28 protein-coding genes are annotated in these 24,382 nt (G+C 53.9%); 15 read left to right on the top strand and 13 right to left on the bottom strand.

Annotated elements, in window-relative coordinates; all coding sequences use genetic code 11:
* Window positions 1-2 precede the first annotated feature (2 nt).
* The 8 genes from sdhD to ABJL60_RS17795 all read right to left on the bottom strand — a co-directional run bounded on the left by sdhD (window position 3) and on the right by ABJL60_RS17795 (window position 5,169).
* Window positions 3-374 (bottom strand): succinate dehydrogenase, hydrophobic membrane anchor protein, encoded by a 372-nt coding sequence (gene sdhD, locus ABJL60_RS17830; RefSeq protein ID WP_108827482.1) that lies wholly within the window; start codon window positions 372-374, stop codon window positions 3-5.
* An 11-nt stretch (window positions 375-385) separates the two neighbouring features.
* Complete coding sequence (gene sdhC / locus ABJL60_RS17825) at window positions 386-769, bottom strand: succinate dehydrogenase, cytochrome b556 subunit (RefSeq protein WP_348374186.1); 384 nt, start codon at window positions 767-769, stop codon at window positions 386-388.
* A gap of 148 nt (window positions 770-917) precedes the next feature.
* The gene (locus ABJL60_RS17820; RefSeq protein WP_348374185.1) at window positions 918-1,607 is read right to left on the bottom strand and encodes a DUF1194 domain-containing protein; all 690 of its coding nucleotides are present in this window, start codon (window positions 1,605-1,607) and stop codon (window positions 918-920) included.
* A gap of 57 nt (window positions 1,608-1,664) precedes the next feature.
* Window positions 1,665-2,396, bottom strand: a complete 732-nt coding sequence (locus tag ABJL60_RS17815; RefSeq protein WP_348374184.1) for a DUF4344 domain-containing metallopeptidase — start codon at window positions 2,394-2,396, stop codon at window positions 1,665-1,667.
* A gap of 79 nt (window positions 2,397-2,475) precedes the next feature.
* On the bottom strand, window positions 2,476-3,522 hold the full coding sequence (locus tag ABJL60_RS17810; protein ID WP_348374182.1) for a MaoC family dehydratase: 1,047 nt from the start codon (window positions 3,520-3,522) through the stop codon (window positions 2,476-2,478).
* A gap of 20 nt (window positions 3,523-3,542) precedes the next feature.
* A complete protein-coding gene (locus ABJL60_RS17805; protein WP_348374181.1) occupies window positions 3,543-3,746 on the bottom strand; it encodes a DUF1737 domain-containing protein in 204 nt (67 codons plus the stop codon).
* Window positions 3,747-3,750: 4 nt separating this feature from the next.
* On the bottom strand, window positions 3,751-4,296 hold the full coding sequence (locus tag ABJL60_RS17800; protein WP_348288580.1) for an NnrU family protein: 546 nt from the start codon (window positions 4,294-4,296) through the stop codon (window positions 3,751-3,753).
* A gap of 21 nt (window positions 4,297-4,317) precedes the next feature.
* A complete protein-coding gene (locus ABJL60_RS17795) occupies window positions 4,318-5,169 on the bottom strand; it encodes a CoA ester lyase (RefSeq protein ID WP_348374180.1) in 852 nt (283 codons plus the stop codon).
* Window positions 5,170-5,491: 322 nt separating this feature from the next.
* On the opposite strand from ABJL60_RS17795, the gene ABJL60_RS17790 reads away from it, so the two are divergent.
* The gene (locus ABJL60_RS17790; RefSeq protein WP_348374179.1) at window positions 5,492-5,824 is read left to right on the top strand and encodes a hypothetical protein; all 333 of its coding nucleotides are present in this window, start codon (window positions 5,492-5,494) and stop codon (window positions 5,822-5,824) included.
* Window positions 5,825-5,949: 125 nt separating this feature from the next.
* On the opposite strand, the gene ABJL60_RS17785 is transcribed toward ABJL60_RS17790, so the two are convergent.
* Complete coding sequence (locus tag ABJL60_RS17785; RefSeq protein WP_348374178.1) at window positions 5,950-6,705, bottom strand: sulfite exporter TauE/SafE family protein; 756 nt, start codon at window positions 6,703-6,705, stop codon at window positions 5,950-5,952.
* A gap of 160 nt (window positions 6,706-6,865) precedes the next feature.
* On the opposite strand from ABJL60_RS17785, the gene mdh reads away from it, so the two are divergent.
* The 13 genes from mdh to lpdA all read left to right on the top strand — a co-directional run bounded on the left by mdh (window position 6,866) and on the right by lpdA (window position 20,399).
* Window positions 6,866-7,828, top strand: a complete 963-nt coding sequence (gene mdh / locus ABJL60_RS17780; RefSeq protein WP_108827473.1) for a malate dehydrogenase — start codon at window positions 6,866-6,868, stop codon at window positions 7,826-7,828.
* Between the two features lie 491 nt (window positions 7,829-8,319).
* Window positions 8,320-9,513, top strand: a complete 1,194-nt coding sequence (gene sucC, locus ABJL60_RS17775) for an ADP-forming succinate--CoA ligase subunit beta (protein WP_348374177.1) — start codon at window positions 8,320-8,322, stop codon at window positions 9,511-9,513.
* Between the two features lie 4 nt (window positions 9,514-9,517).
* A complete protein-coding gene (locus ABJL60_RS17770) occupies window positions 9,518-10,084 on the top strand; it encodes a hypothetical protein (RefSeq protein ID WP_348374176.1) in 567 nt (188 codons plus the stop codon).
* Window positions 10,081-10,464 carry a hypothetical protein gene (locus tag ABJL60_RS17765; protein ID WP_348374175.1) on the top strand — a complete coding sequence of 128 codons (384 nt, stop codon included), beginning with the start codon at window positions 10,081-10,083 and terminating at the stop codon, window positions 10,462-10,464. The genes ABJL60_RS17770 and ABJL60_RS17765 overlap by 4 nt, the downstream gene beginning before the upstream one ends.
* A 24-nt stretch (window positions 10,465-10,488) precedes the next feature.
* Window positions 10,489-11,376: a succinate--CoA ligase subunit alpha gene (gene sucD / locus ABJL60_RS17760; protein ID WP_348374174.1), complete on the top strand. Its 888-nt coding sequence runs from the start codon at window positions 10,489-10,491 to the stop codon at window positions 11,374-11,376.
* A 93-nt stretch (window positions 11,377-11,469) separates the two neighbouring features.
* Window positions 11,470-12,180 carry a sulfotransferase family 2 domain-containing protein gene (locus tag ABJL60_RS17755; protein ID WP_348288596.1) on the top strand — a complete coding sequence of 237 codons (711 nt, stop codon included), beginning with the start codon at window positions 11,470-11,472 and terminating at the stop codon, window positions 12,178-12,180.
* A gap of 91 nt (window positions 12,181-12,271) precedes the next feature.
* Window positions 12,272-15,232: a 2-oxoglutarate dehydrogenase E1 component gene (locus ABJL60_RS17750; RefSeq protein WP_348374173.1), complete on the top strand. Its 2,961-nt coding sequence runs from the start codon at window positions 12,272-12,274 to the stop codon at window positions 15,230-15,232.
* Between the two features lie 3 nt (window positions 15,233-15,235).
* Window positions 15,236-16,729 (top strand): 2-oxoglutarate dehydrogenase complex dihydrolipoyllysine-residue succinyltransferase, encoded by a 1,494-nt coding sequence (gene odhB / locus ABJL60_RS17745; protein ID WP_348374172.1) that lies wholly within the window; start codon window positions 15,236-15,238, stop codon window positions 16,727-16,729.
* 353 nt (window positions 16,730-17,082) lie between these two features.
* Window positions 17,083-17,616 carry a sulfotransferase family 2 domain-containing protein gene (locus ABJL60_RS17740; RefSeq protein WP_348374171.1) on the top strand — a complete coding sequence of 178 codons (534 nt, stop codon included), beginning with the start codon at window positions 17,083-17,085 and terminating at the stop codon, window positions 17,614-17,616.
* A gap of 133 nt (window positions 17,617-17,749) precedes the next feature.
* On the top strand, window positions 17,750-17,995 hold the full coding sequence (locus tag ABJL60_RS17735; RefSeq protein WP_348374170.1) for a hypothetical protein: 246 nt from the start codon (window positions 17,750-17,752) through the stop codon (window positions 17,993-17,995).
* Window positions 17,992-18,528 (top strand): L,D-transpeptidase family protein, encoded by a 537-nt coding sequence (locus tag ABJL60_RS17730; protein ID WP_348374169.1) that lies wholly within the window; start codon window positions 17,992-17,994, stop codon window positions 18,526-18,528. Before ABJL60_RS17735 ends, ABJL60_RS17730 begins: the two co-directional genes overlap by 4 nt.
* The gene (locus ABJL60_RS17725) at window positions 18,525-18,923 is read left to right on the top strand and encodes an MAPEG family protein (RefSeq protein WP_348288606.1); all 399 of its coding nucleotides are present in this window, start codon (window positions 18,525-18,527) and stop codon (window positions 18,921-18,923) included. Before ABJL60_RS17730 ends, ABJL60_RS17725 begins: the two co-directional genes overlap by 4 nt.
* Before the next feature lie 87 nt (window positions 18,924-19,010).
* A complete protein-coding gene (gene lpdA, locus ABJL60_RS17720) occupies window positions 19,011-20,399 on the top strand; it encodes a dihydrolipoyl dehydrogenase (RefSeq protein ID WP_348374168.1) in 1,389 nt (462 codons plus the stop codon).
* A 71-nt stretch (window positions 20,400-20,470) separates the two neighbouring features.
* On the opposite strand, the gene ABJL60_RS17715 is transcribed toward lpdA, so the two are convergent.
* From ABJL60_RS17715 to ABJL60_RS17700, 4 genes are read right to left on the bottom strand one after another with little or no spacing between them, the layout of a single operon-like run.
* A complete protein-coding gene (locus tag ABJL60_RS17715) occupies window positions 20,471-21,073 on the bottom strand; it encodes a pyridoxamine 5'-phosphate oxidase family protein (RefSeq protein WP_348374167.1) in 603 nt (200 codons plus the stop codon).
* Complete coding sequence (locus tag ABJL60_RS17710; protein WP_348288612.1) at window positions 21,057-21,791, bottom strand: lysophospholipid acyltransferase family protein; 735 nt, start codon at window positions 21,789-21,791, stop codon at window positions 21,057-21,059. The genes ABJL60_RS17715 and ABJL60_RS17710 overlap by 17 nt, the downstream gene beginning before the upstream one ends.
* Entirely contained in the window at window positions 21,791-22,696 is a 906-nt protein-coding gene (locus ABJL60_RS17705; protein ID WP_348374166.1) for an FtsX-like permease family protein, read from the bottom strand. Before ABJL60_RS17705 ends, ABJL60_RS17710 begins: the two co-directional genes overlap by 1 nt.
* A complete protein-coding gene (locus ABJL60_RS17700) occupies window positions 22,693-23,370 on the bottom strand; it encodes an ATP-binding cassette domain-containing protein (RefSeq protein WP_348374165.1) in 678 nt (225 codons plus the stop codon). Before ABJL60_RS17700 ends, ABJL60_RS17705 begins: the two co-directional genes overlap by 4 nt.
* Before the next feature lie 163 nt (window positions 23,371-23,533).
* On the opposite strand from ABJL60_RS17700, the gene ABJL60_RS17695 reads away from it, so the two are divergent.
* Entirely contained in the window at window positions 23,534-24,349 is an 816-nt protein-coding gene (locus ABJL60_RS17695; RefSeq protein ID WP_348288616.1) for a zinc-ribbon domain-containing protein, read from the top strand.
* Window positions 24,350-24,382 lie beyond the last annotated feature (33 nt).

The following is a 24,382-nucleotide window of genomic DNA, read 5'->3' as shown; positions in this document are numbered from 1 at the left end:
GGTTAAAGCGCCAGCCGTGCAACGGCGAAAAGGCCTGTCGCGGCGGCAGCGTAGCTAAGGCTAATCATTGCAAGGATCGCTATTTTTTGCGCCGTACCATGAACGTAGTCCTCGATCATGGTTTGCACACCATTTTTGAAGTGCATCATTGTTACGGCGATGGTCAGCCCAGCAACGATCGCAGGAAACGGACGGGCGAAATACGCTGTGACCGTTTCATAATCTTGGCCCAGCATTGGGCCGAATGTGAAGACAAACAGGGGAATAAGAAGCAGCAAACCGAATGCGCTGACCTTCATCACCCAAAAATGTTCTGTGCCCGTTTTCGCGGACCCCATGCCCACAGCGCGTTTGCGGTCGGTCAAAAATGCCATGTCAGCGCCCCTTAAACTACAATTATGGTGATCAACGTCAAAAGAATGGAACCGCCAATGCAAGCGTACCCCAACTTTTCCGCTGTCGGAATATCAAGGCCGATGCCGTTGTCCCAAATCAGATGTCGCACACCTGCAAGTGTATGATACCACAGCCCAAGAACGGACAAGGTCATGACAATATCGCCAAACCAGCTTGTCAGAACACCATTCGCCACGGCGTAATATTCAGGCGATGTTGCTGCAGCTAAAAACCACCAAATCACCAACAACGATGAAATCAGCAATGCGTTGCCTGTGATCCGCGTCAGGATTGACGTCATGGATGTCAGTTGTGGGCGGTAGATCGTCAAATGCGGCGAAAGCGGGCGGCTGCCCCGGTTCACGTCGGCCATAGCGGTGTCCTTTTTCGTTCCCTGCGCTCTTAGTACCTGTTTTTCGCCCCATGTCACCTAGTGCGCGGGGGGAAAGCATGCGGTTTTTTGACCGTATTACCCTAATTTATCGTAAATGTGATCACAGTTTTGCGAGGCGTGATCACATTTAACGATTTTCTAATAATTGCATCTGAGTCTCTTCCAAAGCACTCACTTGCTTGGTGGTTTCGCGCTGTAATTTCCGCCTGATTTGCTCAGGATAGTCTTCAAAGCCCACAGCTGTGACCACAAACGCTTGTGGCCCCATGATAAGGTTCTCATAAAAGTACGCGGTTAAATCCGTGCTATCCGTCTCGATGGCTATCGCATTTACCGTTATGGATTCATGGCGGATCACAGCGTGCAAAGAGGTGGGCAAAACACCCTCATTGGACACACCATCGCCCGAAACGTCGATCACTTTTCGTGCACACTGGGGCACATCCTGCAGCACATCGCGCGACAGGGCCAAAGCCTCGCCAATAGCAGTGGAAAAGTTGCGCCACACGCGAGGATCTTGTTCCACAGCTTGCGCAAACTCCAACACGTCTTGTTCTTGTCGCAGCGCGGTCCACGGCAATGTCTGACGCTGCCGTCTCGATCCAGACCACTGGATCAAGGTGACATGAGCCTGTTGGGAAACAAGCGCATCCATAACAATTCCGTCCCGAAGGCCCGCAGACAGCCCATCCATCTGAATGCGATACTCTGTCGGATCAACCGATCCCGACACATCCACAGCCAACACCAGTGCCAGTTCGCAAGCAAAGCTCCGAAACGGAACGATTGAAGAAACAAGGGCAATGCAACGCAACATAAGGCCAAGTCTACGCGATCTTAGGCGACTTGCACCTCACGATTGTGTTCCGACACTTTATTCGGGCACAGGCAATTCACGCAACCACGCTTCGAACTCGGCGCAAACAACAATTTCCACACGCTGCGGGTCATAGAACGCGTTGGGCTCATCACAGGTGTCGACGCGGATGGTTATAGGTTGGGGAAAGACAAAATCTTCGTTCAAAGCAGCAACTTCTCCGGCGACAAGCCGTTCTGTAAAGCTGGTTGCGTCGCCATCAAAGATCAGACTTTGGCCAGGCGCTTCTTCGGCGAGTTCATCAAAAACAGGGGCCCAACTGTCGTGGGCCAACTCAAATTCCTCTTCGCAAGTGTCCATACGGTCGTCGGGCAATCCCAAGTCACGGGCAATGTCATCTCGCGCTTCCAAATCGGCACCGGCAAACAAACACACAAGTGTATAAAAACGTTGCAAGTCAGGACCGTGCACATCCCACCAGGCCTCTTGTTCGCTGTCTTTGACGCGTGCTTCGCCCAAAAAACCAAATGCGGCGTCATAGGCGATGCGCGTTGCCACCTCTTCGTCAAACAGATCGTTTATAAGAAGAATAGAGGCCACATCAGCCGCATCTTCTTCCTGACCGAAAACCGGTAACCTCATAACATCAATGATGGCATGGCCCAGTTCGTGGTACAGAACTGACAGAAGGTTCGCTTCCACAAAAGCATCATCGTTTTGTGCAAAAGCGGGGACAGACAGCACGCACAAACCGACAACGGCACACCAACGCTTCAATAGAAAAACCATCAAATACCCCTTCTTTTCGCTACAAATATCCCGGGGTCTGGGGCAGCGCCCCAGCACGTTCCTGCCTCAGGAACCCCGATCAGACAGGAATCAAAACCCAGTAATCCAAGTCCAACAAGACTTCAGGGGCGTATTTGCCATCGTCTGTACGCAAATTAAAGGGGGCGCCCCCTTTCGTAGCCACCAAACGCAACCGCAAAGCACCCACACCCGGGGCCGCTGTTTCGGCTTTGTCCAGCACTTCGGACCAAGCTCGAACTGTATCACCTGCGAGACACGGATTGGCGTGGGCACCTGCGTTCAGACCGACAACCATTTGCGCATTGGCCAAGCCATTGAAGGACAAGGCGCGGGCCATGGAGATCACATGCCCCCCATAGATCAGCCTGCTGCCGTCGGGCCGCGCTGATGTATCGAAATGCACTTTGGCTGTGTTTTGCCACAAACGCGTTGCCATCATATGTTCGGCTTCTTCGATGGTCACCCCATCAACGTGATCGATTTGCTCGCCAACCTGATAGTCGCCCCAACGGTGGGCTTCACCGGCTTGGTCAAAATCATAGTTGGAAAAATCCAAACCACTTGGAACAACAAGATCAGACACAGTCAGCGCTTTTGGCAAATCAGGAACCACAGTTTCAGGCGCTGGCGCATCGGCATCGCGTTTGCGCACCATGACCCAGCGCACATATTCCATAACCGTTTCATCGCGTTGGTTCAGACCGGTGGTGCGCACATAAACAACACCTGTTTTACCGTTGGAGTTTTGCTTGACCCCAATAACTTCGGACCGTGAACGCAACGTGTCCCCGGCATAAACAGGCAGCAACCAACGTCCCTGCGCATAGCCCAAATTGGCAACGGCATTTAGTGAAACATCTGGAACCGTCTTGCCAAAAACCACGTGGAAGGCTGCCATGTCATCCAATGGGCTGGAAGGCAGGCCGCAGTTCTGCGCAAACTGATCGGAAGAATACAGCGCATGACGTGCTGGATACAGTGCGTGATACAATGCGCGCTCACCACCCGAAACGGTGCGTGGTACGGCGTGATCCATAACCATACCAACACGGTAGTCTTCAAAGAAACGGCCGGCGTTGGTCTTGACTGCTTGCAGTTTGGTCATAGTGGTTGTCATGCTCATCGTTAATGTTGTCCCAGTTTCGTATCAGATGTGTAGGTGCCATCTGCTTCTTTCACCACGGCTTGCCCGCAGCGCATTACACCTGCTGCATGGTCCCATGTTTGGGTCGGCGCTCCATGCAGTTCCCAGCCTTTGTTCAAGGCATCGGTCACTTTATGGCAAAAGGCGGATGTGTCCTCTTCGGACAAAAATCGATAAAGTTTCATGTGCTTATCCGAACGGGTTCACGCCAAGCCAGATGTGCACACCAGCCGCAACGCCAAAGGTCACCAGCGTGATCACAACCAGCAATACGTCTTTTGATGCCGGCCCGGGTTCTGGACGTGTCCAGTTCGGTTCCGCCTTGTTGATCAAAATCACGGACCCCACGGCCCAAGCCAACATGCCGCCGAACAAAATGATTGCTGCCAGATCACCGTTCACCAGCAAATGGGCGATCGCCCAGATTTTGACCGAAATCAACATGGGATGGCGCCAATACCCTTTCAAACGCCCCGTTGTAGCGGACATGCCGAACACAAAAAACGCAACCAGCATCAGCAGGTTGTTGATGTGGCGAAAAAACTCGGGCGGGCTCCAGACATGTATGAAGTCGGCGGCGCGGTAGCCCACAACCATTAACGCAATCGCTGCAAAGCTGGACACCGTGACAACCAATTTGCCTTTGTCGCCAAATCCCGCACGGTGATCCGGCGCAAGTCGTTTCCAGTAATGTGCGCCAGTCCAAAGGATCAGACCAAGGATAATCAATAGCATATTGGAGCTCCGAAGATGGGGTTAGGCGGTCAAGGCCGCGATTGCCTCTACCTTTGCCAGAGTATCACGGGCCGTGGCAACATGCAGATTTTCTACGATCTTGCCATCCACCACAGCCACGCCCTGCCCTGTTGCCTCCACTTCGTTGAAGGCGTCAATTTGGCGGCGGGCCAGTTCCACTTCGGCATCAGACGGTGAAAAGGCTGTGTTTGTCACATCCACTTGCGCCGGATGGATCAGCGTTTTGCCATCAAACCCCATATCGCGACCCTGATCGCATTCAACTTTCAACCCATCATCGTCTTTAAACGCATTGTAAACGCCATCGATGATCACGCACCCGTTGGCTTTGGCGGCAAGCACGCAAAGCCCCAAACCAGCCTGAAGGGGCAAGCGGTCGGCGCGGTGGCGGGTTTGCAATTCCTTCGCCAAGTCGTTGGTGCCCATCACCATACCTTGCAACTTTGGGTGCGCCCCAATGGAAGCTGCGTTAATCATACCGGCGGGCGTTTCCATCATGGCCCACAACGGGGTGTCCCCAGTGATCTCGGCCAGCGCATCAAGGTCTGCCGGGCTGGATACTTTTGGCAACAAAATTGCATCTGCCCCCATTTTTGCGGCCGCCTCTGCATCGGCTTTGCCCCATGGCGTGTCGAACGCATTGATCCGGATGATTTTCATACGACCGCCGTAGCCATCTTGCGCCAAAGCTTCGGCCAGTATGGCGCGGGATGCCTCTTTTTCGTCCACGCTGACTGCGTCTTCCAGATCGAAAATGATCGCATCTACGGGCAATCCGCGAGCCTTGTCCAAAGCACGAGGCTTCGATGCAGGAATATACAAAACAGAACGCAATGGGCGTGCAAGGGTCATGAGAAGCGGCTTTCGGTAAGGACATAATATTGCGCAGAACCAGTACATTCGTTGTCAAAAAGTACAAGCGCTTTTCGCTGCGTTGCGGCAAAAATCAAATTGAAAGCAACCAGCGGACGCAGCGTTAACCATTGTTTCAGCCCTATTGGCGCAAAGTCCTGTCATCGGATGTCACCGGGAGGGCCGTTTCAGCAAAGCCGCTGAACCTTTGCGGAAGGGGCAATCGATACGCGATTGGAACCGGGGCCGCCCGGTCATCGCCGGATATCCGGCAAGGGCTTGATGACTGCGGGTGACGCTTTTTGACAAAAGGCTGAACAACATGAAACGCAAAAACAAAATCCTGCATCTGGGTGCACTGACCGTTACAACATGTCTTTACTTGACGGTCGCGACCGACGCCGTTGCACAAAATGCCCGCAATTGTGGTCCCCGTGAAATCGTGGTGGACCGTTTGGCAGACGGGTACGGTGAGACGCGCCAATCCATGGGCCTTGGCGCAAACAACTCTGTTGTTGAGGTTTTTGCCTCTGATGCATCGGGCACATGGACCATCACCATCACATCGCCAAATGGCGTGACCTGCCTTGTGGCATCTGGCCAAGCATTTGAACCCTTGGTCGAAGCTTTGCCCGCGAAAGGCAACGACGCTTAAAAAGCTGCAAATTTCGGCACTTGTGTCCGCGATACTGATGGTACCAGATTTGGAAGGCGGGTGTTTGCATCCGCCTTTTTTCTGTCTCGACAGCTTCTATGGCAGGTCAGCGATAGATCTGCGCTTTAGAATAAACCGTCCCAGATCAGCTTCATACCCGTGACCATCAGAACAAGATATGTGAACCCGAAAAACAGCCGCTCAGATACCAAATGATGCGCTTTCACGCCCAGCCACGCCCCCAGCAAAGCAAAAGGGGCCAAAACAATATTCGCTTGTATCGTTTGCACCGTAAACATGCCCAAGAATGCATAAGGTACAAACTTTGCTGCGTTTATGGCCCAAAAGATAAGCACGGTGCTGGCTTGGTATTCTGTTTTGCTTAACCCACGTGACAACAGGAACACGGCTGCAGGCGGCCCGCCGGCATGGCTGACAAAACTGGTAAAACCAGCTGCAAATCCTGCAATCCAGCCGATCCAATCGGGCCAAACCATTTGGCCCAGCTTGATCAGGCCCTGTCCCACCGACAACTGCCACACCACAAATCCTACAGAAATCGCCCCGATCAGAACGCGCAACGCGTCATCGCTGACCATAGTAAAAAGCACGACCCCGAAGGCCACTCCCGGAACGCCGCCGACAATCATCAATTTCGCATCTTGCCACCGCCATTTGCCCCAATAGGGGCGCAGGCTGGCGACATCGATCAACATCAGCATGGGCAGCATGACACCCAAAGCCATGGCAGGCGGCACCACAAGGGCAAGAATCGACGCTGCCGCAAATGCGGCCCCGGACCCAAATCCACTTTTGGAAATTCCTGCAAACATGACCGCAGGCCCTGCAATCGAGAAAAAGCTCAAATCCAAGCTAAGCACTGTTTGCTCCGTCAAAATCCAGTTAGTCTATGTGCTTAAACGCTTGATTGGGGACAAGGTACACCCAAAGGTGACAGGCGCCGCGGCGCCACACACTTGCGCGGAACGCAAAATGGCTCTAGTCACGCGGGCGAAATTCAACCCAGAACGGAGAATTAAAATGGCCAGACCCAAGATCGCGCTTATCGGCGCAGGTCAGATCGGTGGCACGCTTGCACACCTCGCCGCGATCAAAGAATTGGGCGACGTCGTCCTGTTCGACATTTCCGAAGGCACACCAGAAGGCAAAGCCCTCGACATTGCTGAATCCGGCCCCTCCGAAGGCTTCGACGCAAAAATGTCCGGCACACAGTCTTATGCAGACATTGCAGGCGCAGACGTTTGCATCGTAACAGCAGGTGTACCACGCAAACCAGGCATGAGCCGTGATGATTTGCTGGGCATCAACCTGAAAGTCATGAAATCCGTTGGTGAAGGCATCCGCGATCACGCGCCAAATGCATTTGTGATCTGCATCACCAACCCGCTCGACGCGATGGTTTGGGCGCTGCGCGAATTTTCCGGTCTGCCCCACGAAAAAGTCTGTGGCATGGCGGGTGTTCTTGATTCCGCTCGCTTCCGCCACTTCTTGGCAGAAGAATTCAACGTCTCCATGCGCGACGTTACGGCCTTCGTTTTGGGCGGCCACGGCGACACAATGGTGCCTTTGACACGGTATTCCACCGTTGGCGGTATCCCGTTGGACGATATGGTCAAAATGGGTTGGACCACGCAGGAAAAACTGGACGCCATCGTTCAGCGCACCCGTGATGGTGGCGCAGAAATCGTTGGCCTGTTGAAGACTGGGTCTGCGTTCTATGCCCCTGCGACGTCCGCCATCGAGATGGCAGAAGCCTTCCTGAAAGACCAAAAGCGCGTGTTGCCTTGTGCAGCCTATGTTGACGGCGCTTTGGGTCTGAAAGGCATGTATGTCGGAGTGCCAACAGTCATCGGCGCAGGCGGCGTTGAGCGCGTTATCGACATCCAAATGACCAAAGACGAGCAGGCCATGTTCGACAGCTCTGTCAAAGCCGTTCAGGGTTTGGTTGAGGCGTGCAAAGGTATCGATGGCTCTTTGAGCTAAATGCAACGTATTAAAAACGCATGGAAGGCCGCTGCAACCAGCGGCCTTTTTTGATCGTTAGTCGTTAAGATACCGCAGCGCGATTGATGACAGCCCTGCCCCGTCTTGAGACGTGACACGATCTTTAGTCTTTGGATAAAAATGAATATCTGAAGAATCTGCAGCGACCTGTCCCGTCAAAAGACAAGTCCACGCAAAGGCAAGAACGAGTGACTTCATGTTTGCTGGCCTCATTATTATGAATGACTGCTTTGATTCGGCGTCCCCAAGTCTATTGCAACTGTAACTTAAGACTGACTGCAAAAAATTATTCTAAAACCAAACATCCTGAATTGCCTCCCGCCAGTTTGTGATCACACGATTTTTTAATGTGATCACAAATGCTTCAAATCAGTGTGAAATACATGCCATAATCTATTTTCCCGTTTACCCCACCTTCATGGATAATCGTATACCGACAGGTAAATGCAGCCAAACGGGACTGAAGACACATGAACATCCACGAATACCAAGCCAAAGCTCTTTTGCGCAGCTACGGGGCGCCGGTCTCTGACGGTCGCGTTGTTTTGAAAGCCGAAGACGCCAAATCCGCCGCAGGCGAGATGGACGGCCCGCTGTGGGTGGTCAAAGCCCAAATCCATGCCGGTGGACGCGGCAAAGGCAAGTTCAAGGAAGCTGACGCAGGCGAAGCCGGCGGTGTGCGCTTGACCAAGTCCGTTCAAGAAGCTGCCGAGGAAGCAAAGAAAATGTTGGGCCGCACATTGGTCACGCACCAAACGGGTCCGGCGGGCAAACAAGTCAACCGCATCTACATCGAAGACGGCTCTGGCATTGAAACCGAACTGTACCTTGCATTGCTGGTCGATCGTCAGACATCCCGCGTATCCTTTGTGTGCTCTACCGAAGGCGGTATGGACATCGAAGAAGTGGCCGCCGAAACACCTGAAAAAATCTTGTCTTTCTCCGTTGATCCGGCGTCAGGGTATCAGGCATTCCATGGCCGCCGCATCGCATTTGCGCTGGGACTGGAAGGCAAACAGGTCAAGCAGTGTGTCGCGTTAATGGGTCTGTTGTTCAAAGCCTTCATCGAAAAAGACATGGAAATGTTGGAAATCAACCCGCTGATCGTCACTGACAGCGGTGATCTGAAAGTGCTCGACGCCAAAGTGTCCTTTGACGGCAACGCCCTGTATCGCCACGCCGACATCAACGAATTGCGTGATGAGACCGAAGAAGATGCAAAAGAACTCGAAGCATCCAAATACGACCTGAACTATATCACTCTGGACGGTGAAATCGGGTGCATGGTCAACGGCGCAGGCTTGGCAATGGCGACCATGGACATCATCAAGCTGTATGGCGCGGAACCTGCGAACTTCCTGGACGTAGGCGGTGGTGCAACCAAAGAAAAAGTCACCGAGGCATTCAAGATCATCACCTCTGATCCAAACGTCAAAGGCATTCTGGTCAACATCTTTGGTGGTATCATGCGCTGCGATGTTATCGCAGAAGGTGTTGTCGCCGCTGTAAAGGAAGTCGGCTTGCAAGTGCCGTTGGTCGTGCGTTTGGAAGGCACAAACGTGGAAGAAGGCAAAGAGATCATCAACTCCTCCGGTCTGGATGTCATCGCAGCAGATGATCTGAAAGATGGTGCGCAAAAGATCGTGAAAGCGGTCAAAGGCTAAGCCAATGCGCTCTGGTGCCCTCTCAATTGCAGCTGTGGTTTCGATGGTTTCAGCTATTGCTTTGTCTGCCGAGCAGGCAAAGCAAGCTGATGGCCTGACTACACCTCATTTGGCGATGGCCACGGATGCGGCGATCGCAGCTTTTACAGGGTTTTGCTTTAAAGCGGGGCAATCTCCGGATCAAGCACGTCAAAACATGGAAAAGGCCGTGGGGTCGCCCCTACCCTTTGAATTGACCTTCTGGGACAGCACACGTGCGCCTGCCCCAGACGCACCAGGCATAATCGAACGGCGCTGCGAAGTTGCTTGGCCCGGCCAACACACAGCCGTCGCCATCGTGGCTTTGCGGTCCAAAATGGCAGAACCACCAGTATTTGGAACGCAAACTGCACTGCCAGAAACCCACCAATCCTTAAGTGGCACCGCCTTGATCGAAGGCCGTGCTTTGCTGCGCGGACGGATTGCTGTGGTCCATGTTGGAACGCGCGATACTGCAGGCGTGAAACAAACCTTCATCGCAGTAGACCGCCTGCCTGCTGATTGGCAAACGCGTCTGGAAGCCAAAGCATGATAGTGAAAGTTCAACCTACGATAGCGAAAAACATCGCCATAAAACAGGCAATGGCTGTCGCCGGCATCGGGCTATTGCTGTCGGGATGTGTGCATGTTCCAAAAGGCGAAATGACTGAAGAAAGCTATTTTCCACCTCTGGGTCTCGGTCAGGAAGGCGCCGCTTTAGACGCGCGACGCAGCCAGCACTATACAACATCTGGCGCGCCTCACACCGTGCGCACGACTGAACCGGTTGCCAACGCCGAAGTCCCCTTGGACGAAGTGGTCTTTGAAGATGCCGCGGCGTTTCAAACACACAGCCAAACGATTTTGCCCACATCAAACACATCCGCCGCGCCTTTTCGCGGCGCCTCATACACCGCCCTCACACGGCACTGAAATACACACGAAGGAAAACAACACATGGCAGTTCTCATCGACGAAAACACCAAAGTCATCTGTCAGGGCCTGACCGGCTCTCAGGGGACATTCCACACAGAACAAGCCATCGCGTACGGCACGAAAATGGTCGGCGGTGTAACGCCGGGCAAAGGGGGCCAAAGCCATTTGGACCTGCCCGTGTTCAACTCTGTCCATGAAGCGATGCATGTGACCGAAGCCAATGCGTCCGTGATCTATGTACCACCGCCATTTGCAGCCGATTCCATACTGGAAGCCATCGACGCCGAGATGCCGCTGATCGTGTGCATCACCGAAGGCATTCCGGTTCTGGATATGATGAAAGTGCAGCGCGCGCTGGAAGGCTCCAAATCACGCCTCATCGGCCCAAACTGCCCTGGCGTGATCACGCCCGACGCCTGCAAAATTGGTATCATGCCTGGCCACATCCACAAGCGTGGGACCTGTGGTGTTGTGTCCCGCTCCGGCACTTTGACGTATGAGGCCGTGAAGCAGACAACCGATCTTGGCCTTGGCCAGTCTTCGGCTGTGGGTATCGGTGGTGACCCCATCAAGGGAACCGAACACATCGACGTATTGGAAATGTTCTTGGCGGACGACGAAACCCAATCAATCATTATGATCGGCGAGATCGGCGGCTCTGCGGAAGAAGAAGCGGCACAGTTCCTCGCAGATGAGAAAAAGAAAGGCCGTTGGAAGCCAACAGCTGGTTTCATCGCAGGTCGCACAGCCCCTCCCGGTCGCCGCATGGGCCATGCTGGCGCGATTGTTGCAGGCGGCAAAGGCGGCGCGGAAGACAAGATCGAAGCGATGAAAGCCGCTGGTATCGTAGTTGCCGATAGCCCTGCTACGCTGGGCGAGGCCGTACAAGAAGCCATCACCAAAGGCTAATTCGGAACGTGTCCTTCGCTTTGCTTCATTCTTCCAAATGAAACAAAGCGCACCTTGACGGCAATCTAGACCAAAGCGTGTTGGGAAACAAATATGACACTTGTCAGTCACGACCATAAATTCATTTTGCTGCGAACGCGCAAAACTGCGAGTACTTCTGTGGAGATGTTCTTACAGCCTTTTTGCACACCTCCCAACACGCCCGTCGTCGAAGTCAGCCGCAGTATTGTGTCTCCTCATGGTATTGTTGGACAAAGGCTTGGAAAAGAGCGCCACACGATGCCAGTAGAAGAAGGCGAAATCCGAGACGTTTGGTTTTCGCACCAAAACGCCGACAGTTTGAAAAAGCTATTGGGAAAGAGGGTTTGGTCAAATTACCAGAAAATTTCGATTGTACGCAACCCATTCGAAAAGGTGCGTTCCGCGTTCATTTGGACCATGCGGGCTAGGCTTCAGGATCTAACAGACGAACAAAAAATTGCGAGGTTCCGCAAAAAAGTCCGCGCGGGAAAATTCAAGAATGACGCCGAAGTTGTCTTTACCGGTTTGAAAACAGGAAAAAAACCAAAGTTTGAGCCAGATATCTTGTTAAAAACCGAGAACATCGCAAATGACCTCTTGGATTTGTGCAAAACACTCAAGCTAGATCCTTCAGGAACAGAGCTTCCGATCACAAAGCAAATTGTAAAGAAATCTAAGGCAATTCCTTTGGCCGATTGGTATGATGACGAAACGATAGACAGTGTCAGACGAGATTTCAGTTGGATATTTGAACACGGTGGGTATCCAGATGCACCAACTTAACTGAAGTCAGCAAATTAACGCCAGCAGTTGAATTTTGTTACCACCCGAAATTCAAACTCTCCCATCATATCCCTCATGTGAGGTAATCACCATGACCGACCATCCAGCCAACGACCAGTTCCATGCCTCCAGCTTTATGCAGGGTCATAACGCCGAATATCTTGAACAGATGTATGCGCGCTACGCCAACGACCCGTCGGCGGTGGATGAAAGTTGGCAAGCCTTTTTCAAGGCCATGGGCGATGATGAGGTCAGCGTGAAACGAGAAGCACAAGGTCCCAGCTGGGCGCGTGGTGACTGGCCGCCAATGCCAGCCGATGATCTGACGGCTGCATTGACGGGCGAATGGGCCCCTGAGGCCGAAGTCAAAGATGCCGGCAAAAAGATCAAAGACAAGGCCGCCGAAAAAGGTGTCTCGATCAGTGATGATCAAGTAAAACGTGCTGTGCTGGACAGCATTCGGGCATTGATGATCATTCGGGCGTACCGCATCCGTGGCCATCTGGTCGCTGACCTTGACCCCTTGGGCATGCGCGATCAGACCCCGCACCCGGAACTCGACCCAAAATCTTATGGCTTCACAGAAGCCGATATGGATCGTCCTATCTTCATCGACAACGTTCTCGGCCTTCAAGTCGCCACGATGCGTGAAATCCTCAGCATCGTGAAGCGTACCTACTGTGGCACCTTTGCGCTTCAGTACATGCATATTTCCAACCCCGAAGAAGCGGGTTGGCTGAAAGAACGTATCGAAGGTTTGGGCAAAGAGGTTCAATTCACCCGCGAGGGACGTAAAGCGATCCTGAACAAGATGGTTGAAGCCGAAGGTTTTGAGAAATTCCTGCATGTCAAATACATGGGCACAAAACGCTTTGGTCTTGATGGCGGCGAGAGCCTGATCCCCGCGATGGAACAGATTATCAAGCGCGGTGGCAGCCTTGGCGTGCGCGATGTCGTGATCGGCATGCCGCACCGTGGTCGGTTGTCTGTTTTGGCAAACGTCATGCAGAAACCCTACCGCGCCATTTTCAACGAATTTCAAGGCGGCAGCTTCAAGCCTGAAGACGTAGACGGCTCCGGAGATGTGAAATACCATCTGGGCGCCTCCTCTGATCGTGAATTCGACAACAATACTGTTCACCTGTCGTTGACTGCCAACCCCAGCCACCTCGAAGCGGTAAACCCGGTTGTTTTGGGTAAGGTTCGTGCCAAACAGGACCAATACAAAGACAACGAACGCACATCCGTCATGCCAATATTGCTACATGGCGATGCAGCTTTTGCTGGCCAAGGTGTGGTCGCAGAGTGCTTTGCCCTGTCCGGTTTGAAGGGCCACAAAGCCGGCGGCACCATGCATATCGTTGTGAACAACCAGATCGGCTTTACGACTGCGCCGCATTTTTCGCGCTCAAGCCCTTACCCCACGGACAACGCGCTGGTTGTCGAATCTCCGATTTTCCATGTGAATGGTGACGATCCCGAGGCCGTGGTACATGCAGCCAAAGTTGCCACCGAGTTCCGTCAAAAATTCCGCAAAGATGTTGTTATCGACATCATTTGTTACCGTCGGTTTGGGCACAACGAGGGTGACGAACCCATGTTCACCAACCCGATCATGTACAAAAAGATCAAAACCCAAAAGACGTCGCTTAGCCTTTATACAGAACGTCTGGTGCGTGATGGCCTGATCCCAGAAGGCGAGATCGAAGACATGAAGGCCGCGTTCCAAGCCAAGATGAACGCCGAATTCGAGGCGGGCAAAGACTACAAACCGAATAAAGCCGATTGGCTGGATGGCAAATGGTCCCATCTGGACCGCAACAAGGACGATTACGTGCGTGGCAACACCGCGATTGATCCGGAAACTTTGGCGGATGTTGGCAAAGCTTTGTCCACGCCACCCGCGGATTACCCGTTGCACAAAACCGTCGGGCGTTTGCTGGACAGCAAAGCAAAGATGTTTGAAACTGGCGAAGGCTTTGATTGGGCCACTGGCGAGGCATTGGCCTTTGGATCCTTGTTAACCGAAGGATACCCGGTACGGTTGGCAGGTCAGGATTCCACCCGTGGGACCTTTTCACAACGCCATTCGGGACTGGTAAACCAGAACACGGAAGAACGTTATTACCCTTTGAACAACGTTCGTGCGGGACAAGCGCATTACGAAGTTATCGATTCAATGCTGTCAGAATATGCCGTGCTTGGGTTTGAATACGGATACTCGATGGCGGAACCAAATGCGTTAACGCTTTGGGAAGCGCAATTCGGGGATTTCGCCAACGGCGCACAGATTATGTTCGACCAATTTATCAGCTCGGGCGAAAGCAAATGGTTGCGCATGTCTGGTTTGGTCGTGTTGCTGCCACATGGGTTTGAAGGCCAAGGGCCGGAACATTCGTCCGCACGCCTCGAGCGCTTTTTGCAAATGTGTGGCCAAGACAACTGGATCGTTGCCAATTGCACAACGCCCGCAAACTATTTCCACATTCTGCGTCGTCAGCTGCATCGGTCCTTCCGCAAACCGCTGATCCTTATGACACCTAAATCATTGTTGCGTCACAAACTGGCCGTCAGCAAAGCAGACGAATTCACCACCGGGTCGTCCTTCCACCGCCTGATGTGGGACGATGCACAACACGGCAATTCCGACACCACGCTGGTCGCAGACGAAAAGATCAAACGCGTCGTTATGTGTTCTGGCAAAGTGTACTACGACCTTCTGGAAGAACGCGACGCACGTGGCATCGACGACATCTACTTGCTGCGGGTCGAACAATTTTATCCCTTCCCTGCCCAATCCGCCGTACGCGAATTGGAACGGTTCAAGAATGCCGAAGTGGTCTGGTGCCAGGAAGAGCCCAAAAATCAGGGCGCTTGGACCTTTATCGAACCAAACATAGAATGGGTTCTGGGACGCATCGACGCCAAACACAAGCGTCCCGTTTACGTGGGCCGTGCGACATCCGCATCCCCTGCCACGGGCCTCGCCTCCATCCACAAAGCACAACAAGCAGCCCTCGTTGACGACGCGCTGACCATCAAAGGAAACTGATCCATGACAATTGAAGTACGGGTGCCCACATTGGGCGAAAGCGTCACGGAAGCCACTGTTGCCACATGGTTCAAGAAACCGGGTGATGCAGTCGCGGTCGATGAAATGCTGTGTGAGCTGGAAACAGACAAAGTCACCGTCGAAGTGCCAAGCCCGGCAGCAGGCACGATGGGCGACATTGTGGCTTCCGAGGGCGAAACAGTAGGCGTTGACGCGCTGTTGGCCACGATCGCCGAAGGTGGCGAAGCTGCCGCGCCCGCGTCCCCAGCTGCGGAACAAAAACCGCAAGCTGATGCGCCAGCGGTATCCGGTGGCGACAGTGTAGATGTTATGGTTCCCACATTGGGCGAAAGCGTCACGGAAGCCACAGTTTCAGCATGGTTCAAAGCCGTCGGAGACAGCGTCGCGCAAGATGAAATGCTATGCGAACTGGAAACAGACAAAGTCAGCGTAGAAGTTCCTGCACCTGCTGCCGGCGTTCTGGCAGAAATTTCTGCCCCCGAAGGCACAACAGTCGATGCAACAGCCAAATTGGCCGTGATATCTTCCTCTGGTGCGGTTGCGGCGGCGCCCGCTGCTGCCTCTACCCCAACTGAATCCTCCTCGTCCAAAGACGTCGAAGATGCCCCTTCCGCCAAAAAAGCCATGGCCGAAGCCGGTGTATCGCGCGATCAAGTCACAGGCACAGGCCGCGATGGTCGTGTCATGAAAGATGATGTCGCCAAAGCCGTCGCCGCTGCGGCCTCTGCCCCGGCACCGACTGCAGCCCCGCGCGGCCCTGTGTCCGCTGATGACGCATCCCGCGAAGAGCGCGTAAAAATGACCCGCTTGCGTCAGACCATCGCCAAGCGTCTCAAAGACAGCCAGAACACAGCTGCCATGCTGACCACATACAACGAGGTCGACATGACCGAGGTGATGGCGCTGCGCAACGAATACAAAGATCTGTTTTTGAAGAAACATGGTGTGAAACTTGGGTTTATGTCCTTCTTCACGAAGGCTTGTGTGCATGCTTTGAAAGAAGTGCCAGAGGTCAACGCCGAGATTGACGGAACCGATGTGGTATATAAAAACTTCGTGCACATGGGCATCGCCGCCGGTACGCCGTCCGGTCTTGTTGTGCCGGTGATCCGCGACGCCGACGCCATGAGCTTTGCCGCCATCGAAAAAGCTATTGCCGAAAAAGGTGCGCGGGCACGTGACGGCAAATTGTCCATGGCGGAAATGCAAGGCGGCACCTTTACCATTTCCAACGGTGGTGTGTACGGATCGTTGATGTCTTCCCCAATCCTGAATCCACCGCAATCGGGCATCTTGGGCATGCACAAGATCCAAGATCGCCCTATGGCGATCAAAGGACAGGTTGTGATCCGCCCGATGATGTACCTCGCGCTTAGCTATGATCACCGTATCGTAGATGGCAAAGGGGCCGTCACCTTCCTTGTGCGTGTCAAAGAAGCCTTGGAAGATCCGCGCAGGTTGCTGATGGACCTCTAAGTGTTTCCAAACCCCAAACCCTTCTTCGACCAGCCACCGTTCAGCGGACAGCAACGCAACCGAAATCTTAGGTTGTCGGCTGAACGCTATCCTGACCGGTTGGTCGACGTGCGTCATGCAAAGCGTGTGATGCAAAGGATCGTTATGCCAGCCGATGGCACGTGGGCCTATGCGGAAAACCAAAAATCCGCAACAATGACCACGTATGCCGCGCTTTATGAATTGACCTTCGGGGTCAAGTTAAGCGCCCATATGGATGAGGATATCGAACAGTGGTTGGATCAGTCGCCACAAAACCTAGATAGAGCTCAAATCTTTTATCAATTGGCGCAATTCGAAACAGCATTGAGGCTTTGGACAAAGCCTTTCGCTTTTCCGTGGTCCGCAATCCGGTTGAACGCGCCGCTTCGTCTTTCCATTTTATTTGCTTCACCCAGAAAAAGTCCCTGCCGCAGTTCTATGCAGATCGGGTTCGCATGAATGTCTTGGGGTTTGACTGGGACAACGATCCCTACACACAAATCGGGTTTTCGAAGTTCCTGCATTACGTGGAACAAGAAGCGATAATGGTGCACACAGCAGGGCGATTGGCCGATCCCCATTTTCGCCCCCAAGCGATGAACATGTCGCTTGAACTGCTTGATCCGCATCTGGTTTTTCGCGTCGATGATTTGGCTGAAGGGTTGGATACACTGGCGCACAACCTTGGGCGACCTGCCGTCGCGCAGGACACATCCAAGGCAAGATTGAACGCTCAGCCTGAACGCCAAACATATACTGCGGAAATGGCATTGATCGAACGCGTCTATGCAGACGACTTTGAAATCTACGAAAGCGCAAGCCTGCAATTGCGCAAAGACTGGACCATCCCTAACCGCGCACTTTGACGCGCCAAACACGGAACAACAGACGTCATGCCTTTAATATGCGCCTTGATGAAACAACCCGAAGCGCCGTCTTTTTTGTCGAAACGCCAACACGCCCGCGTATCCTGTTGCGCGACCTTAGGGGCATAGGGAAATGGCATACCTGCAACCTGCAAATCTGCACTGCCCCAGTTGCGGTTTTGTACAACAGATATCAACAGTTGTCGGCGTCGGGCCTGGCTCCGAAAAAGGGGACACTCCGTATCGCACCTACCGCTCAACCGGGGACTGCATCGAAGGCAACCGCGATGACGGCAACAAGGACGGCACACTGCGCTGCCCGCATGACGACACGGTTTTGTGGTCGAATGTCGCTGGAAAAAAGGCGCAGCACACATGAAACGCATCGCTGTTTTCGCCGCCATCGTTGTGAGCCTGTTTTTTGTTGCTGTCATCAACGCATCACAACCACAAACACCGCCACCGGCCGTCGCGAAACAACACGAAGCGCATGAGGTGTTGGTCATCAAATCAACACGCGAACTGCATCTTCTGCGAAATGGAGGCACCTTCAAACGCTATGCAGTTTCTTTGGGTGCCGCGCCAAGCGGTCACAAAACCCAAGAAGGCGATGAACGCACCCCCGAGGGCAAATACATTATTGATTGGCGGAATGCAGATTCTATCGCGCATCTCAGTTTGCACATTTCCTACCCAAACAGCGACGACAAAGCCCGGGCTGCGGCCAACGACACAGCCCCCGGCGGCAACATAATGATCCACGGGCTTCCCAATGGCTGGGGATGGTTGAACAAGCTTCACTTGGCTTGGGATTGGACAGACGGCTGCATAGCAGTCACAAATAAACAAATGCGTGAAATATGGGCACATGTACCCAATGGCACGCCCATCACGATAGTGGATGCAATATGACACATGAACTTACCGCTTTGACGCTGGCGGGCCTATTGCAAGTGATACAGTTTGTATTGATGTCGGTGCCTGCAAATCTTGAATTGGGCACACGGCAAACACTTGGAAACCGCGACAATTTGAACTTTGAAGGCGAAGTCAGCCCGCGAACAGCCAGACTGTACCGCGCACTCAACAATCACTTCGAAGGTTTAATTCTGTTCTCGATCGCCTGTGTGGTTGTTTCTGTCAGTGCACAATCCACAACACTTACCGTCGTGTGCGCCTACACCTACCTTGCCGCACGCGTGCTCTATGTGCCGGCCTATGTATTTGGATGGACGCCTTGGCGTTCCTACATCTGGATGATCGGCTTTTTCGCAACTTTCGTGATGCTGGCGGCAGCACTCTTTTAAACACTTTTTTCTAAAACATCCCGGGGGAGGCGCGAAAGCGCCGGGGGCAGCGCCCAAAACCCCTTCAGACGCAAAGGACCACATCTCATGGCCAACTACGACGTTATCATCATCGGCTCAGGCCCCGGCGGCTATGTCAGCGCAATTCGCTGTGCGCAACTTGGACTGAAAACAGCATGTGTCGAAGGGCGCGACACTTTGGGTGGCACCTGCTTGAATGTAGGGTGCATTCCATCCAAAGCCTTGCTGCACGCCAGCCATATGCTACACGAAGCGGAACACAATTTTGCGGCCATGGGTCTGAAAGGGAAAAGCCCTTCGGTCGATTGGAAACAAATGTTGACGTACAAGGCAGACACCATCGGCCAAAATACAAAAGGTATCGAATTCTTGTTTAAAAAGAACAAGGTAGACTGGTTGAAGGGCTGGGCTTCGATCCCGGAAGCCGGAAAAGTGAAAGTCGGCGACGAGGTGCACGAAGCAAAGAACATCATCATTGCGTCCGGCTCGGAACCGGCATCACTGCCGGGTGTTGAAGTCGATGAAAAGACTGTGGTCACATCGACAGGGGCACTGGAACTTAACAAGATCCCCAAGAAACTCGTGGTGATCGGGGCTGGTGTTATCGGCCTTGAACTGGGCAGCGTGTATGCCCGCCTTGGCGCTGAAGTCACCGTGGTTGAATTCATGGATGCCGTCACCCCGGGAATGGACGCTGAAGTTCAGCGCAGTTTCCAAAAGCTGCTGACAAAGCAGGGACTGACTTTTGTGATGGGTGCGGCCGTGCAGAAAACTGAAACGGCCAAAGGCAAAGCGAAGGTACATTATAAACTGCGAAAAGACGACAGCGAACATGTGCTGGAAGCCGACGCAGTTTTGGTTGCCACAGGACGCAAACCCTTCACCGACGGACTAGGCCTCGATGCTTTGGGGCTTGAGATCAGCAAACGTGGCCAGATTAAAGTGGGCGCAGATTGGCAGACAAACATCAAAGGCATATACGCCATCGGTGACGTCATTGACGGCCCAATGTTGGCGCACAAAGCCGAAGACGAAGGCATGGCAGCAGCTGAACAGATCGCCGGCAAACATGGCCATGTAAACTATTCTGTCATTCCGGGTGTCATCTACACCCATCCAGAGGTGGCCAATGTCGGCGAAACAGAAGAAACGCTAAAAGACGCGGGGCGCGCCTATAAAGTGGGCAAGTTCAGCTTCATGGGCAATGGTCGGGCCAAGGCGAATTTCGCAGGTGACGGCTTTGTCAAAATTCTGGCCGACAAGGACAGCGATCGAATTTTGGGCGCACATATCGTTGGCCCTGCTGCTGGGGATCTGATCCACGAGATTTGCGTGGCAATGGAATTTGGCGCGTCTGCCGAAGATCTAGCAATGACATGTCACGCGCATCCGACATACTCCGAAGCGGTACGAGAAGCCGCTTTGGCCTGCGGCAGTGGTGCAATCCACGCATAAAGCGGTAAGGTGGGCCTTGGCCCACCATCTGCGGTCAAAACATCCAAGCAGGGTGCGTGAAAGCGCCCTGCTTACCACATGGTTTGCGCGGCGCGAGAACCCCATGCCTGATCGTAAGGTGCACCGCCTTCTTCCCCGTCGGTCATTTCCGCAAGAATATCTCCGACGCTTGGCAAATCTGCGCTATCGTCGCGCACCCATGTTTCAGCACGCATCAATGCGCGGGCACATTGGGTGTAAATTTCCGAAATCTCGATCACGATAACAGTGGCTGGTTGTCTGCCCTTTTTCTCAAAACGGGCTTTCAGCGCCGCATCTGTTGTCAGTTTCGCATGCCCGTTGACGCGCACCACGTTGTTCGACCCCGGCACCACAAACATCAAAGATACATGGCCATCCAACACAATATTACGCAGCGAGTCCAACCGGTTGTTGCCTCTCCAATCTGGCATAGCCAGCGTGCCCGGATCCAATTCGGCAACGACAGGGCCGTCATCACCGCGTGGGCTGCCATCGGTACCGTCTGGCCCAACGGTGCTGAGCACACATAAGCGCGATGCCATGATCCACTTACGGTACAAAGGGGTCATGCGCCGCGCAACCTTGCGGGTGGCGGCAACCCCTGGAGAGCCGTAAAGCGCTTCTAGGCTTTCAATGTCATTGACGAATTGCATCCGGTTTAAACCCCGCGTCTTGCATCAAGCGATCAGAATTGGTTTCCACAACCTCTTCGAGTTCGGCCATGAAAGCATCACGCGACACGCCGGGTGCGATGGTGGGAAGAAACTCCACAACAGCATGGCCCGGTTTGCGCAAAATCCCACCCTTCGGCCAGAACAGGCCAGCATTGGTGGCCGCAGGCACGCAGGGTTGTTCCAGTTGTTGGTACAAAACCGCAGAGCCTACTTTATAGGGCACTTTATCACCTGGTTTCACGCGTGTGCCCTGACTGTAGATAATCAGCTGACCCGGCATAGCGCGTCCGGCTTTCACGTCCGCCACCATTTTGGCAATGGCTGCCCCGCGTTTACCACGTGCCACGGGCACACAGCCCAGACGCTTGGCGTAAATTCCGATGATCGGCGTCCATAACAGTTCGCGCTTCATGATAAATTTTGGCACCGGCACCGCATAAAAAATCATCATGATGTCCAAGAAAGACTGATGTTTTGCAGCGATAACGACCTCGTCTGTGGGCACGGGCCCCCGCACTTCGGTCGTCAACCCGATCATCCAACGCGCTGTCCAGAAAATCCAACGGCAATAGGTTTTACAGGCCGTTCGTGCACCCACGGGGCTGAATATTGCCCAAGGCGCGAATACTATTCCCAGCACCAGCATCGCCACAGCGCCTTGCACCACAAACACCAAAGACCGCAGCCATTGAACCATTAACTTAGCGCCTCCAACGCGCGACGGGACGCAAAGGCCGTCGCCATCAACGCGACCCCGGCAGTAAGAACAGGCACAAATAGCGGCACCAACCATGACATGCCTTGAAATCCGAAGCCTGTCAAAAAGCCTGACGCATCCCCTGACGATGGCAATAGAATAATTGCAATCATGCCCAAGACCATGCCAATCACGCTACCAACCAAAGCCCGTAATGTGAACCGACGCACGAAGGCTTGTGAAATGTAACGGTCTGTCGCGCCCACAAGGCGCAACACCGCGATCACTTGCGCATTGGCGGCAAGGGCCGCATTCGCAGCAAGGGTCACCATCGCTGCGACGGCTGCAGCAATCAAAAGCAAAGCCACCCATCCCAACAACCGCAATCGCGATGCGGCTTCGACCAAAGGTGCGCGCCAGCGGGTATGATCATCCAGAAACGCGCCCGGCACCTCAGCACTTAGTCGCAAGCGCAATCCATTTGCATCAAAACCGCTTGCCGCTTCAATCACCTCAATCAAACGCGGCACAGGCAGGCTGTCCAATTGCAAATCCGCCCCGAACCAAGGCGCAAGCAGCGCCTCTTGTTCCTCATCCGTCAAGGCACGCGCAGACGCGACCCCTGCCGTTGTGCTCAAAACCGCCAAGGCCGCGTCCGTTTGTGCACCCACTTGGCCCACAGGTGCGACAATGCGTATTGTCGATGTCCGCGCCAATTCATCGCCCCAGCGTTCAGCCAAACGCCCGGCCGCCAAAGACAGAGCCAGTGCGAAAACGGCCAAAAACGCCATCGCCCCTGCTGCAAAAAGCGTCAGCTGCGCTGTGAAACCCGTGGGCGGCACGATACGGTCGGCCTGCCTGTCTCCTGCGATCAATGCGCCGACCAGTTTGAAATCAACCTTCACAAATCCGCCCCTGCCAATTGGATACGACGGTTGGAAATGCGCAAAACCCGCGCTTGCACTTCGGCTTTGGCAGCGCGGATCAAAGACAGATCATGCGTTGCGATCAAAACGGTTTTCCCCATTTTGTTCAACTCAAGCAACAATTTGAGAATACGCTGCGACATTTCCCAATCGATGTTGCCAGTCGGCTCATCTGCCAAAACCACGTCCGGGGACATAATGACGGCCCGCGCCACCGCTGCACGTTGGCGTTCCCCGCCCGACAGTTCAGGAGGCAATGCCGCGGCCCTGTTTGTCAGACCAACCCATTGCATCAGCTCGTTCAGATCAGCTGAATGAGCATCGGCAGCCTTCCCCGAAACAGTCAGAGGCAACGCAATGTTGTCGGCCACCGGCAAGTGATCCAAGAACTGCACATCCTGATGCACAACACCGATCTTGCGGCGTACGTTGGCAACATCATCCCGATCAAGGCCACGCACATCGGCATCAAACACCCGCACATGTCCCGCAGTTGGCAACAGCGCACCATAACACAGCTTTAAAAACGTTGTTTTGCCGGCCCCGGACGGTCCGGTCAGAAAGTGGAAAGATCCCGGTGCCAGTTTGACGGAAATGTCCGACAAAAGCTCTCCTCCGCCGTAGCTATAGGCCACATTTTCAAGATCGATCACACGCCGTCCCCACTTCTTCGCACCTGTTGTGCCTTAGCAGCACTTGGCATGCAATCCGCCTCTGGGACCCATCGCGTCAAAGTTAGCACTTTTCTGTGCAAATCCACCGACATAAGGTGCGAACCAAGAAACTCATGAGGCACTTTATGCGGCAGGCACCAAAATGCGACTGATTTGTCCGAATTGCGATGCGCAATATGAAGTCCCTTTGGACGTCGTTCCCACCGAGGGTCGTGACGTCCAATGTTCCAACTGCGGCCAAACCTGGTTTCAGCACCATCCCGATCACATGCCTGCCGAACCGGAGCCGGAATCCGAGACCGAAGCCCATGTGAAAGAGGCCACGATACCGCCTGCCTCTGATGAAGAACACGTAGCTATTCCACCGTCTGCGCCGCCGTCCAGCCCTGCCCCGACGCGGCAGGAATTGGACCCGCAGGTGTCGGATATTTTGCGCCAAGAAGCAGAACTGGAAACTGCCGCACGGGTTCAGGATGCGGACCCTTTGGAAAGTCAGCCGGAACTGGGTCTGCCTGACACCGAAGACGAAGCTGCAAAGCGTGCCCGCGAAGCCCGTGACAGGATGGCGCGTATGCGTGGTGAAGACCCGCAGCCCGATGTGGCAGCCGCCGCTGTCGGGTCACGCCGTGATCTGTTGCCCGACATCGAAGAAATCAATTCTACCTTGCGCTCTACCGGTGATCGCCAAATTTCCGGTGACGCCGCCGCAGCGGCATCTGAACCCAACCGTCGCAAGCGCGGCGGGTTCAAGCGCGGCTTTTTCTTTGTTGTTTTGATCGCGGTTGCGCTGGCGGCATTGTATATTTTTGCACCTGCCTTGGCCAAGACAGTGCCTGCGTTGGATGATCTTCTGGCTGGGTACATTGGCGTGATCGATCAAGCACGCGTCTGGTTGGACGTCAAAGTGCAAGATCTGCTGAAATGGCTGGACGCAACGGCGGCATCCCAATCACAATAGGCACACCCGTTTTTGTCACCAACGGCCTTGGTG

Origin of the sequence: Ascidiaceihabitans sp., from assembly GCF_039986515.1 — a bacterium.
Lineage (GTDB): Bacteria > Pseudomonadota > Alphaproteobacteria > Rhodobacterales > Rhodobacteraceae > Ascidiaceihabitans.
This window is presented reverse-complemented; position numbering and strand designations above follow the sequence as displayed.